At 35.8% G+C, this 13,931-nt stretch carries 7 protein-coding genes; all 7 read left to right on the top strand.

Going from position 1 to position 13,931, the window contains the following annotated elements:
• The first annotated feature begins 233 nt into the window (after positions 1 to 233).
• The 7 genes from Q5W13_RS13050 to Q5W13_RS13020 all read left to right on the top strand — a co-directional run bounded on the left by Q5W13_RS13050 (position 234) and on the right by Q5W13_RS13020 (position 13,930).
• Positions 234 to 3,467 (top strand): SusC/RagA family TonB-linked outer membrane protein, encoded by a 3,234-nt coding sequence (locus Q5W13_RS13050; protein ID WP_304443282.1) that lies wholly within the window; start codon positions 234 to 236, stop codon positions 3,465 to 3,467.
• 49 nt (positions 3,468 to 3,516) lie between these two features.
• Positions 3,517 to 4,830: a RagB/SusD family nutrient uptake outer membrane protein gene (locus Q5W13_RS13045; protein ID WP_304443281.1), complete on the top strand. Its 1,314-nt coding sequence runs from the start codon at positions 3,517 to 3,519 to the stop codon at positions 4,828 to 4,830.
• Positions 4,831 to 5,372: 542 nt separating this feature from the next.
• Positions 5,373 to 6,101, top strand: a complete 729-nt coding sequence (locus Q5W13_RS13040; RefSeq protein WP_214612345.1) for a FadR/GntR family transcriptional regulator — start codon at positions 5,373 to 5,375, stop codon at positions 6,099 to 6,101.
• 244 nt (positions 6,102 to 6,345) lie between these two features.
• Positions 6,346 to 7,704, top strand: a complete 1,359-nt coding sequence (locus Q5W13_RS13035) for a chondroitinase-B domain-containing protein (protein WP_304443280.1) — start codon at positions 6,346 to 6,348, stop codon at positions 7,702 to 7,704.
• Between the two features lie 17 nt (positions 7,705 to 7,721).
• Complete coding sequence (locus Q5W13_RS13030) at positions 7,722 to 8,519, top strand: DUF4957 domain-containing protein (RefSeq protein WP_304443279.1); 798 nt, start codon at positions 7,722 to 7,724, stop codon at positions 8,517 to 8,519.
• Between the two features lie 79 nt (positions 8,520 to 8,598).
• Complete coding sequence (locus Q5W13_RS13025) at positions 8,599 to 9,873, top strand: NRAMP family divalent metal transporter (protein WP_304443278.1); 1,275 nt, start codon at positions 8,599 to 8,601, stop codon at positions 9,871 to 9,873.
• Positions 9,874 to 10,930: 1,057 nt separating this feature from the next.
• Positions 10,931 to 13,930, top strand: a complete 3,000-nt coding sequence (locus Q5W13_RS13020; protein WP_155594588.1) for a SusC/RagA family TonB-linked outer membrane protein — start codon at positions 10,931 to 10,933, stop codon at positions 13,928 to 13,930.
• The last annotated feature ends 1 nt before the right edge of the window (position 13,931 follow it).

Below are 13,931 nucleotides of genomic sequence, written 5' to 3'. Positions count from 1 at the left end.
TTTGATGAAAATATAAAGTACTTAAATAAAAAAAGGACGGGCGCACACCCATCCTTTTTAACTAAAATTACTTCATTCTGAAGGGAAGTAACACAACGAACACGTACATTTTACTATACACGCTCATTACAAAAATACAAAATTCAAAAACGTTAATGAGTTACGTGCTATAGTAAGTTGATGATTAAATGGTATTCTCGCACAGTTCCATTTAGGCGTCGGGCCTTAAACCGATGAACATTACTAACTTAACTTTAACACAAATGAATTTTAAAAACAAATTAGCACTAATACTTGCGCTGTTTATAAACGCCGCAATATTTGCTCAAGACGCGTCTACTATATCGGGTACGATTGTAGATGATGCTAACGTACCAATTCCTGGCGTAAATGTCGTTATTTCCGGTACCACAACAGGTACTGCAACAGATTTTGACGGACTTTACACTATAAATGCTAATAGTGGCGACGTTCTTCAATTTTCATACATTGGTTATGTGACTCAAAACATAACCGTAGGAGACCAAGAGACCATTAATATAGTAATGGCTGAAGATGCTGCATTACTTGATGAAGTTGTCGTAGTTGGATACGGTACTGTCAAAAAATCACATCTTACCGGATCAGTATCAAAGGTAGGCGGTGCCGAAGTTGCTGCCGTGCAAGTTGCTCGTGTAGATGATGCACTTGCAGGTAAGTTACCCGGTGTAAGAATACAAAATCAAAGTGGTGAGCCCGGTGCAGCCCCAAAAATCCAAATTAGAGCAGCTTCATCTGTTTCCGGCGATTCGGATCCCCTAATTGTTGTAGACGGATATCCTATTTCAGGTAATTTAGCTACTGTTAACCCAAATGATATTGAAAGTTTGGAAGTTTTAAAAGATGCTGCTTCAGCTGCTATTTATGGTTCTTTAGGTGCAAATGGAGTTATTTTAGTAACTACTAAAAAGGGTAAATCGGGTAAAGTTAATGTTAGCTACAATACCTATACAAGTACCTCTAGTAAATATGTTAAAGACATTGACATGCTTAAGACAGCTGGAGAATGGGCTAATGATCTACAATCCGGCGATTATGATCTTTCTCAAACAGATCCAGCTTTATTACAATATAGACTAGATGCATACGCAAATGCGCCTGACGTAGTTAGCATGGAAGATTGGCTTTTCAAGAACGGTAGTTCTACAAGCCATGACGTAAGCGTAAGCGGAGGATCTGAAAATTTAAGAGCCTTTGCTTCTCTAGGTTACCTTAATACTGACGGTATTGTTAGAGGTCAAGGTTATGAAAGATATAACGGACGTATGAACGTAGATGCTAACTTGGGTAAAAAGTTAAAGGCCGGGTTAAGCATGAACGGATTTATGGGTACTCAAGATATAGTGCCATGGGAGATGAGAGACCTTTTAAGAGCTTATAGTATTAGTCCAGTTTATCACACACAAGAATCTATTGATTTTGTTCAACAGTTGGATCAAACTAGACAATCAGTGTACGATGCAAGCGTAGAGCGTGGTAATCCAATAAATCAACTTAGCGGTTCGTTTGACAGTAATTATAGAGGTGATAAAAGTCTTAATCTGGATGCTCAGAGTATTTATGATTTACAACCTGGCGATGCAGTTAACGATTGGCATTATGGCAGAAATCAAAACGGTATTGGAGGCACAGGTGATGCAGGCGTAGGATCAAAATTCAATGAATCAAGACGATACGTAAAAACGTATTTTGCAAATGCAAGTTCCTATTTAGACTATAAAATCCTAGACGGGTTAAATTTAAAAACTGTTTTTGGAGCGGATATTCAAGACACCGAAACTTACACCTATAATGGTATACTAACAGATGGTCAACAACGTTCCAATCGAACTGCATTGGATATATCTAATATAAAAAAATCTACTGTATTAAGTACAACTACTTTAAACTATGCAAAAGTGATTGCTGATAAGCATGATTTAAATGCATTGGTTGGTATGGAATTTGTAAATACCTACTTCAGAGGAATGTCATCAAATGCCACAAATGTACCATCTGGCTCGCCTCTTAATTATTCCTTTTTAGCACCAGAAGATGTAATTACAAACTTCGTAGATGCTAATCAGTCAAGAAGAGGTATTTTTGGAAGAATTGCATATGCCTATGATAATCGTTATCTACTTTCGGCATCAGTTAGAAGAGATGGCGATTCACGTTTTGGAGCTAATGAAAAATACGCGGTATTCCCTGCACTTTCTTTAGGATGGAATGTAAGTAATGAATCTTTTTTAGCAGGCAATGAAAAATTAAGCCTTTTAAAACTAAGATTTAGTACTGGGTCATTAGGTACTGCTGGTTTCTTAAACTCTTACCAATCATTGAGTATTTTGGGCAATACACCAACAGCCTTCGGAAATGGATTTCTAGTTCCTGAAGATGTTGCAAACGCTGATTTAACTTGGCAAACCAATACAGAAACTAACTATGGTATTGATTTAGGTTTTATAAATAACCGTATCAGGTTTAGTGCAGATTATTATACGTCTGACGTTCAAGATATGTTAATTAACCAGAGTGTTTCTGAAGTTTTAGGTATACCTTCTATCGCAGTTAATCGTGGTGATGTAACTAGTTCAGGTTTAGAGCTGGAATTAGATATAAAAGCAATATCTAATGAAAATTTTTCATGGAATGTTAGTGCCAACTTATCAACAGTTGAATCAGAAATTACAAGCTTAGGTAATTTAGATGAACTACCTAGACAAGTTTATGGTGGACCAAGTGGCAGAGGAGCTGAATTTAGAAATTATGTTGGTGGAGAAATTGGTGAAATGTGGGGTTTTGAAACTGCAGGCCAAGTTGAATCAATATATATGGAAGATCCATCAAGAAATGTAGGTTATCAAAGTGGTTTGTACTACGTAGTTGACCAAAATGGAGATGGCGAAATTACCTATGAAGGTGATTATGTGAAGTTAGGATCGGCTACACCAGATTTCTTTTGGGGGCTTTCAAGTAACATGACCTATAAAGATTTTGATTTTTCATTCCAATTCCAAGGATCTCAAGGAGCAGAAGTTTACAATCTTGACCCAATCTATTGGCAATCTCAATTTCGTAATGCTACAGGTCCTAGTTTTGATGCAAATAATGATGGTCTTGCTGACAATAATGGTCTACATTATGAACAAACCAGAGATGCGCATGGTTCAATGATTCAAGATGCCTCATATGTAGCATTGAGAAATCTAACTTTAGGTTACACATTAGATTCAGGTTTGACGGACAGAATAGGTCTTAGCTCCTTAAGAGTGTATGTTGCAGCTACTAATTTATTATACTTCATGGCTGATAGTTACACCTCATTTAACCCAGAAGGTGTAGAAATTGAAAATTCTGGTTATGCAGGCCCAACAACTTATGGATACCAAGAAGGCGCTAGCCCAATTGTAAGAAGTTTCACACTTGGCCTTAATGTTAATTTTTAATTAAGAAATAATGATAAAAATGAAAACCATATATATAGCAGCAATTTCCATGGTGTTAATGACATCGTGTGATAATGAGTTAGATCAAGTGCCTCTTGTAGATCTTGAAGCAAATAATTTAGAAGATTATGCTGGTGTTTTAAACGCAGCATATTATTACCATACCGGTGCCGTAACACCACAAGCAGTGATGGGTGAATTTAGGGCGGATAATTTAACATTTGAATTTGATGATGAGCCACCATATCCTGATTTTCACACTTATAATTCAGATTTGGGAGGGCTAGCGATTTCAGAAATATATTTTCGCCCGTTTTACAGAGATTTATACAAGTCTATCTTAAGTGCGAATACTGTCATTGACAAATCAGAAAGCCCTACTGAGGTAGCTGAGGCTAAATTTTTAAGAGCTTTATCTTACTCTAAATTAGTGATGGTTTTTGGTGATGTTCCTGTAATTTTAGTTCCACAGCCGGATGTATCAGTAATTCCTGATGTTGATCTTACAAGACAACCAGCTACCGAAATATATAACAATGTAATCATTCCAGATTTTCAAGCGGCAATAGCAGGTTTAGATAATTCTGGATTAGCAACTGGGCGCGCGTCCAAAATTGCAGCCCAAGGTTTACTCGGAAAAGCGTATATGTTCAGAGGTGATTTCGCTCAAGCGGCAATAGAGCTTGGAACTGTTATCAATGAAGCCGAAGCTGCAGAAGTTACTCTAGAAGCCGATTTTGCTAACGTGATAATCGATGAGAGTTCAGAAATTCTTTTTGCCACCAAAATGTCAAGTTCTATTCCAAACTCAAGCACAGGTACAGCGTTTGCAGGATGGTTTCAAGGTAAAGACACAAAGGCTGACCAAGATAATATAACGTTGAGCTTAATCTCAGCTTTTGATGCCAGTAGTGCGGCTGGTGGAAGTGAAGATTTGAGAAAAGCATTAACTATTGATTCAGAACTTAAGAGAGGCGTCAAATACACTGCTGACCAATATGATCAGGATTTTATTGAACTGAGACTATCTGATGTTATCCTAATGTATGCTGAAGCTTTGAATGAAAATGGTACTTCTGCCACAGAAGTCCTTGATCTACTAGACCCTATACGTACTAGAGCGGGATTAACTGTTCTAGATGACGCTGTAGTTAGCTCACAAGCTGAAGTTAAACAAGCGATTCTGGATGAAAGAAGAGTAGAGTTGGCCCTTGAGGGACATAGATGGTTTGATTTGGTGCGAACAGGTACCGTAGATGCCGAGATGGAACAAACAATCAGTAGTAATTATTATGTGTTTCCAATTCCAAGTTCAGAAATACTTGCGAGCGATGGTGTGATTACCCAAAATGAAGGTTACTAAAAGTATATTTTATACATTTAGTTGTGACTTGTAAGCAACCTTATTAGATTTTGTTTTTACTGGAAACTGCCAAGACAAAAATAACTTGGCAGTTCAGGTAGAAAATTGTTAAGAAAGCTACTTTGGTTTCAATTAAAGGCGCTACAGCAAAACCTGCTTAAAACTAACAATTACAAGTCAGAAGTAAAGATTTTAAAAAATAGTCTCTAAATATAAGAATGATCCAGGACAAGGCATCTGATAATATCGGCACTAAATTATTGGGCTTCTCATAAAATTAATTTAGAGTTGCATCCTATTTTCAATAATATATATGAAGGTCGGTTTATAATCTAAAATCTACACACTAGATAGTTTCATAATACAGGTTATATAATAGAAATTGAGTTGTTTTGAGTTAGTTGAGAGTAATTTTTCCGGCCTGCTCACCACGGGTCGGTAAAATTTCAAAAACACCAAAAACTCTTCAAAAGCCAAACTCGGATAGTTTATTCTATATAATTCTATTCGACCTAATAATTTTTTTGAACTGCACACGCGATATGAAGTTAGAAATACTAACAAAACAAGAAAATAGGGAAATCCAAAATGGGATTATCTCAAAAATTCGTGACCTCATCAACTACAAAAATCTTGAGCCGGGTGACAAATTACCTGCAGAGAGAGTACTATCCGAAAAATTTGATGTCAGCAGAACCAGCGTACGCGAAGCCATTCAGAAACTTGAATTTTATGGGATTTTAAATTCCAAACCGCAAAGCGGAACTTTCATTTCTAACATTGGTCAGATTGCCATGAACGGCATGATCGATGATATTACAAGTTTAGAAGAACAAGACTTTGTTTCTTTGGTAGAGACCCGGATTCTACTTGAACTTAAAACAGTAAAATTAGCGGCCATCAGAAGAACTGATGAAGATTTAGAACGCATTAAGTTTGCTTTGGATGCGTACAATAAGAAGATGCTCTCTGGTGAGGATTGCCTAGAAGAAGATTTGCTATTTCACTTAGCCGTAGCTTCTGCGAGTAAGAATAGCACCATAAACACACTCATGTTACTTATTACTCCTGAGATTATCGTTGCTTATGATAAAGACCGTGTCTGTGAAGGAGACGTTGCCTTATCTGAAATTAAAAAGCACGAAGACATTTATTCGGCCATCTTAAACCAAGACCCAAAATTAGCTAAAGAAAAGATGAAAGCACACTTTAGCAAACTATACGATTACATCTACGGAAAGGACCGAGATATTAAGTTAAAAAGAAAATAAGGTTCCATAAATACTTCAAATTATTTGCCTAATATGATGGCAGATACCTAGAGACACTCACTATCTTACTCATGGTCTAGAGCGAATGAAAATTAAATAATGAAAGTCAAATTATTAATACTAGGTATTACTCTTCTACTCTTTTCTTGTGGAGAAAATTCAAATCTCCAAAACGTCTATGTAAAAGACATCCCGGATTTGCAAGGAGCACTCAACAAAGCTATGCCAAGGAGATAATATTGTAATGGCAAATGGAGTTTGGAAAGATGTTCCAATCATATTTTTTGGGAAAGGCACAAAAGAACAACCCATCAACTTACGAGCAGAAACTCCAGGTAAAGTTTTTATTGAGGGAGAGTCCTATCTTCATCTGGGAGGCGAAAATTTAATAGTTGACGGACTATACTTCAGAAACGGGTATTCACCCAAAAGTTCTATTATTCGCTATATGATAAGCGAGGATAGTATTGCCTTTAACTGTAGGGTTACCAATACTGTTATTGAAGATTTTACAAAACCAAATAGGTTAACAAACGATCGCTGGGTTGAATTTTACGGGAAACATAACCAGCTAGATCATTCTTATCTCTCAGGAAAATCTAACGACGGCGAAACGGTAAGAGTCTTTTTTACCGGTAATGAGCATATTAATAATCACCACCAAATCGTAAATAACTACTTTGGTCCACGTCCTAGAAAGGGAGGCCCTAGAGCCGAAACCATACGAATTGGAGATAGTAAAACAAGAGTCTCCCCTAGTTTTACGAACGTATCTGATAATTATTTTGAAGCCTGTAATGGCGAAGTTGAGATTATCTCCGACAAAACAAATTTTAATACATTCAAGAATAATATTTTCTATAAGTGCGAAGGTTCTTTAGTATTAAGACATGGGAGCTACGCCACTGTAGATGGAAACATTTTTATTGGTGGAGATGAATCTAACTTTTTTGGAGGAATCAGAATAGTGAACACCGGGCACTGGATTACAAATAATTATTTCTACAAAATTAAAGGAGAGCAATTCAGAAGTCCGCTTGCTATTATGAATGGTATTCCAATGACACCTTTAAACCGGTACTTACAAGTTAGTGATGTTGTTGTGGCCTATAATACTTGGATAGATTGTAAATCTCCATGGCAAATTGGGGTTGGTCAGAATCTTGAAAGTGCCGATGTACTCCCTCCAAGTGAAATTCGTTCGGCGCCACCGACACGAACTATTGTAGCCAATAATATCATTTATAATACGGAAATAGATGAAACTCCAGTAATAAACCATAGTACCATGGAAGGAATTCTATTTAAAAATAACATCATAGATAATGCTGGTGAAGATTATTCTGAATATGATGTTCTACAAGATGGAGCTATTAAAATGAATAAGATTAACGAGTGCTATATGCTCCGGCTGATTCCGAAAACAAAATTATGGAGGATGTTTATACTGGCTACGATTTTGCTAAAATTAACCACGATATTTTTGGAGCATCAAGAACGGAAAAGAATAGTATTGGTGCAATTAACCAAACCGCAACAGCTGAAAAATTTAAAATTGACAAGAAGAAATACGGACCAAAGTGGTTTTCAACCGAAAAAATAAATATTGAACCAAAAATATTGACCGCTTCATCTGAGGTTGGCCAGCTTGCCGAAAAAATTAGCGAAGCGTCTTCAGGAGATATCATTGAGTTGAGCGATGCATTTTATACCCTCCCCTCTTCACTTAAAATAGACAAGGAAATTACGCTTCGTTCTAAAGATTCTAAAAATAGAGCAGAACTGGTATTCACAGGAATGAAAGATTCTGTAGCTTTTGAAATGAAGCCTAAAGGAACCATCAGGTTAGAAAGTCTCATACTAAAAGGTGAACAAAGCAAGTATGCCTTTGCTCCTTTAAAGATAAATATGGCTTCGGCTTATAACTTGTATGTTGAGAATTGTGTGATCGAGGATTTTGGTTACGTTCTAAGAGCTTATAAAGGGTCTTTTGCTGACACTATCAATTTTAAGAAAACGATAATCAAAAATTGCCAAAACGGGATTGAATTAGCCTCTGAGGACAAAGGCGATTATAATGCCGAAATGGTATCTGTTGACCAATGTATATTTGAAAATGTGCAAAATAATATTATTAATTTCTATCGGGGAGGTTATGATGAATCAACCATTGGAGGGTCTTTATCTATCACAAATAGCACCTTCATGGATAGTGGCAAAAACGAAAAAAACGGTATTTTGATAAAAACCAGAGGTATTATCAATGTGACCATTAAAAACAACACGTTCAAAAATAACCCTGTAGAACTTGTTGCTCTGCTATGGGGAGAAAAAAACAATCATCACTTGAACAATACTTTAATAAATTCTGGCAAAATCAAGGTTGAAGAGCAGCAGAAACGCAAGATACTATACTAATAAATTGATTAAAAATTAAAACAACTCTGGAGTGGAGCTGCCAAATCATACGCCAATCATCTTATCAAAAAATTAAACAATGGAAAACCCAGTTGCTAAAACATCGTTCATTAAAAAAATTCTTGCCTTGGTTCTTGCTTTTGGCCCAGGAATTTTTGCTATTGGTTATACCATTGGTACCGGTAGTGTAACCTCTATGATTGTTGCCGGTAGTACGTATGGTATGCAATTATTATGGGTATTGGTCTTGAGTTGTATCTTTTCTGGCATGCTTATGTATGCCTATGGTAATTACGCTTTGGTGACTGGCGAAACAGCGCTATACGCCTTTAAAAAACACATTAAATGGGGCAAACCCATTGCCATTCTCATAATTTTGGGTGTATCATTTGGCCAATGGAACTCACTAATGGGTATTCTAGGAATTTCGGCTAATATCATTTTTGAGATTTTTGTTATATATTTTCCTTCTTTAGTTGATTACCAATATGAATTGGTCCTTACAATTGCCATTGTGGTAATTACTATTATGTATCGTTTTCTACTCATTGGAAAATATATTTTCTTTGAAAAAATACTTGTGATTTTCGTAACCATCATGGGGCTTTCTTTCTTTATTTCCCTGTTTATGGTTTTTCCTTTGCCAATAGAAATTGCGCAAGGCCTTATACCTTCTGTTCCAAAAGTACAGGGCGGTAGCATGATGGTAGCGGCATTTGTTGGAACTACCATGGCAGCCGCCACATTTCTTTCTCGTCCTCTTTTTGTAAAAGGAAAAGGATGGACCATAAAGAACTTAAAACAACAAAAGAAAGATTCAATTATAGCGGCTTCTCTTGTTTTCATTATTAGTGCTTCGGTAATGGCTGTGGCTTGTGGAGCTTTGTTCCATGAAGGACAACCTGTAACCAAAGTATTGGATATGGTAAACACCCTAGAACCTGTAGCGGGTAAATTTGCCCTCACACTCTTCTTTTTCGGAACACTGAGTGCAGGACTTTCTTCTATTTTCCCATGTTTATTAATTGCCCCTATTTTACTTTCGGATTATCAATCTGGGGAATTGGATACCACTTCGAAACAGTTTAAAGTGATAACAGGCATAGCTTGTTTGTTCGCTTTAATAGTTCCTGTTTTTGGTGCTAACCCAATAGAAATGCAAATTGTTTCTCAGGTTTTTAATGTCTTTGTGCTTCCGTTAGTGATACTCGGAATTATTCTACTCATCAATAATGCTAAGCTTATGAAAGATTATAAAGCCAAGCTTCCACTAAATATAGGATTATTCGCTGCTTTATTTTTCTCTTGTGTTATTTCATACAATGGTGTTATAGCACTAGTAGAATATTTCTAAAAGAAAGAACACTTTTCCGTATATGCACTTTTAAAAGTGCAGAATTAAACCTAAAGTGAGTCATTCTTAAATCAGCTAGCTGAAAATAAATGCTATAAAACGTTAATTATAGCTAGCTTAAAAATAACTTGTAGGAAAATGTTAGTAATGGTGTCCGCATCCTACAATTCAACTTACAAAAAAATTGAGCTTATTACCTAAAGAAAAATTCCCGCTATAACATCTATTATGGTATAAGAGCAATTATAATAATCACATTTTATATCAGGATGTCAGCTTATTTTTATAGAATGATTTCCTTAACGGGACTTGTTAAAGGTTCTGAAATTACTAAAGAGCTAGTCGGGAAAAAATTCAATGAAGACCCATTTATGTTAATTTTAGAAAAGTAATTTAATCTTTAATTAATCCTAACCGCGCACAACCAACTCTGTTTATAATATACACTCCGTACTAAAAGGAGTTAGGTATAGAAAAATAGTAACTCCCCACATTAAGGATAGTAGGAGAGGCAAAAAATAACCCATACCCCACCCTAACTACCTCATAACGAAATATCTTTTCACTAGCACCAATTCAGAAATAAGCGAATAATATTCTTTTGCTGTACCTCAACAATGCCTAATGCCAATTTAGCATATAGCAGCTCTCTATAATGTCAACTAGATAATGTACACTACCAAATTTCTTGATATTAATTTTTGTTTAACAAAGTATTAAGTTATATTTGGTAAACCAATTTGGTAAACCAGTATGGAAAACCAATTGAATTTAATAATTTTTGACTAATATTTATCAAGAAGACACTTTATGAAACTGTAACGAACTGAAATGAAAAAAGGATGGGTCTAACCCATAATTTTTACTAAAATCACTTCTTTATGAAGGAAAGTATCACGTAGAACATGTACTTTTTACTACGCAAGCTCATTGCTAGATTATCAATAATTCGGGAATATTAATGAGTTCTGCACCTAGTGAATTGAAGATTAAACAAGACTCTCATTTAGGCGCTTGGCCTAAAACTAATTAACATTACTAACTTAACATCAAACAAATGAAATTTAAATCTCAACTAACACTTATAGCGTTATTGTGTTTCAATATCTCGCTATTTGCACAAGACGGTTACACTCTGACCGGTACCGTATCTGATGATACGAATGTACCTGTTCCTGGGGCTAGTGTAATTATTCAAAACACAACAACAGGAACATCTACCGATTTTGACGGTAATTATTCTATTGAAGTTACAAATGGTGATGTACTGGAAATTTCATCTTTAGGCTTTTCTACAAAAATAGTAACTGTGGATGGTCAAGAAACTCTTAATGTTATTCTTGCTACTGATGCAAGTCTTCTCGAAGAGGTTGTCGTAGTAGGTTATGGTGCTCGAAAAAAGAGTGACATTACAGGTTCTGTATCTTCGGTTAAGTCTGAAGAATTAAATGCTTTTCCATTAGCAAATGCAGAGCAAGCGCTTCAAGGACGGGCAGCAGGTGTAGTTGTTCAGTCTAACAATGGTGGTGAGCCTGGAGCTCCCATAGCCATAAAAGTAAGAGGTAACACTTCTATTGGTGCAAATAGTGGACCACTCATTGTTGTAGATGGCTTTGTTGGCGCAACTATGCCACAACCAAGTGACATTCAATCTTTAGAGGTTCTAAAAGATGCTTCTGCAACCGCTATATATGGTTCTAGAGGGTCTGGTGGCGTTGTATTGGTAACTACTAAAAAAGGTAGAAACGGTGTTTTGTCTGTAGAAATAAATTCTAATTACTCTTTACAAAGTACAGCTAACAGATTGGATTTATTAAACGCTGATGAGTTTGCTACCTATCAGCAAACAATTAATCCTACCTATTCTCAAGGAACTGAAGATACTGACTGGCAAGATGTAATTTACACTACAGGAAGTACTGCTAACCACCAATTTTCTTTTTCAGGTGGAAGTGAAAAAATCAACTTTTATGCTTCTGCAAACTACTTTAAACAAGATGGTATTATAGTTAATTCTGATTTTGAAAAATTGACATTCTTATCTAATATTGATGCACAGGTAACTGATAAGTTAAAATTAGGAATGAATCTTTTCGGTAGCAGAGGAACTAAAAACGGGGTTCTTACGCAATCAACAGGTGAAACAGCTAATGGCGGTGGTGATGATGTAATTTCACTGGCTTTCAGATTTACTCCAGACAGAGGTATATATGATGAAAATGGCAATTTTACACAGAATTCTGTGGGAGATGGTGTTGAAAATCCATACGCGATCGCTAACGAATTAACCAATGAAACTAAAACTGATAATTATAGAACAAATTTATATGCTAGCTATGATATCTTAGATAACTTAAATTTTAGATCTACTTTTGGTTATAGTACCAAAAATGAAACAGTAGGACAGTTCAAACCACAAACGTTTCAACTTTCCACTGGATTTGCAAGCCTAGCAAATGCAAGAACGACAAATCTTTTAAGTGAGAATTACTTAACTTATAAGGCTGAATTAGGGAAAGGCGATTTAACCTTATTAGGAGGGTATTCCTATCAAAAAACCAATACTATTAGATTTTCTGCACTTACACAAGAACTTCTTTCTGATGATTTCTTATTTTATAATTTAGCAGCTGGTGAAGTTCAAACACGTAGAGTTACTTCATCTTTTTCAGAATCTGAAATTCAATCTCAATTTGGAAGACTGAACTACGATTATGATGACAAATATTTAATTACGGCTACAGTAAGAAGAGATGGAGCATCTAACTTTGCGGAGAATGAAAAGTATGCTATTTTTCCTTCGGGAGCAATTGGTTGGAAAGTATCAAATGAAAACTTTTTAAAAGATAGCGAAACTATATCCAATTTAAAATTAAGAGCTAGTTATGGTGTTACTGGTAATCAGGCTATTTCACCTTATCAATCATTAGCTCAGTTAGCTGTTACACCTGCAACTGCTATAGAAACAGATGCTTCTGTTTCGGTAGCACAGGAAGCGAACCCTGATTTAAAATGGGAATCGTCTTATCAAACCAACATAGGTTTGGATTTAGGTTTATTTAATAATGCAATTTCGCTTTCATTAGATTACTACAACATAGATACTAAAGATTTATTATTAGAAACCGCAACATCACCTGCATATAGTGGTGCTGTAGATTTAGAAGTTTTTTCTAACGTAGGAGAGATTAATAACAAAGGATTTGAAATTTCTTTAAGCACAAGAAATATTAGTAACGACAATTTTAGTTGGACCACAGATTTCAATTTATCTACCAATAAAAATGAGGTGATAACTCTAAATAACGGAGACATCATTGATAGTGCTGCACCGGGGTATTTTTCTGGTAAAGACACTTATATCTTAAGAGAAGGTGAAGCTATTGGTCTTTTCTGGGGATTAGAGTACGAAGGTGTTTACCAAGGTGGTGCTTTACCAGCAGGTACAGCACTAAAGGGTTCATTTTCTGAGGCAGGGGATCCATTATTTGCAGATTTAGATGGCAATGGTGAGATTGATACGGGTGACCAACAAATAATGGGAGACCCTAACCCTGATTTCACTTTTGGATTTACAAATAATTTCAGCTACAAGAACTTAGATTTAAACATATTCTTTCAAGGTTCTCAGGGCGGAGAGATCTTAAATCTTACGAATGTGCAATTATTCAACGGAGATTCAAATTCAATAACTGATGTATTTAATGCTTGGACACCAACTAATACCGGTTCCAATATACCTTCTTCAAAGATTAGAGATAGAGAAATCTCCTCTCGTTTTGTAGAAGACGGTAGCTATATAAGATTAAAAAACATAGCTTTAGGTTACACTTTCCCTTCTGATTTAGTTGAAAACCTAGGCTTAGATAATCTTAGAATATCCGTAAGCGCACAGAATTTATTGACATTTACTAAATATTCCGGTTTGGACCCTGAAGTAAGCTATTTTGGTAGTGGAGGTGGTGATACTGGATCTTCTAATGTAGTTCAGGGACACGATTTTGGAAATTACCCAACTGTTAGGTCTATTAATTTCAGCCTAAACTTAAAGTTCTAGT

It is taken from the genome of Zobellia laminariae (assembly GCF_030553095.1).
Taxonomy (GTDB): domain Bacteria; phylum Bacteroidota; class Bacteroidia; order Flavobacteriales; family Flavobacteriaceae; genus Zobellia; species Zobellia laminariae.
This window is presented reverse-complemented; position numbering and strand designations above follow the sequence as displayed.

What these genes read in the sequence shown, in the direction of transcription:
- Q5W13_RS13050 (WP_304443282.1), top strand. Translation starts at nt 234, where the DNA reads ATGAACATTACTAACTTAACTTTAACACAAATGAATTTTAAAAACAAA.
- Q5W13_RS13045 (WP_304443281.1), top strand. Translation starts at nt 3,517, where the DNA reads ATGGTGTTAATGACATCGTGTGATAATGAGTTAGATCAAGTGCCTCTT.
- Q5W13_RS13040 (WP_214612345.1), top strand. Translation starts at nt 5,373, where the DNA reads ATGAAGTTAGAAATACTAACAAAACAAGAAAATAGGGAAATCCAAAAT.
- Q5W13_RS13035 (WP_304443280.1), top strand. Translation starts at nt 6,346, where the DNA reads ATGGCAAATGGAGTTTGGAAAGATGTTCCAATCATATTTTTTGGGAAA.
- Q5W13_RS13025 (WP_304443278.1), top strand. Translation starts at nt 8,599, where the DNA reads ATGGAAAACCCAGTTGCTAAAACATCGTTCATTAAAAAAATTCTTGCC.
- Q5W13_RS13020 (WP_155594588.1), top strand. Translation starts at nt 10,931, where the DNA reads ATGAAATTTAAATCTCAACTAACACTTATAGCGTTATTGTGTTTCAAT.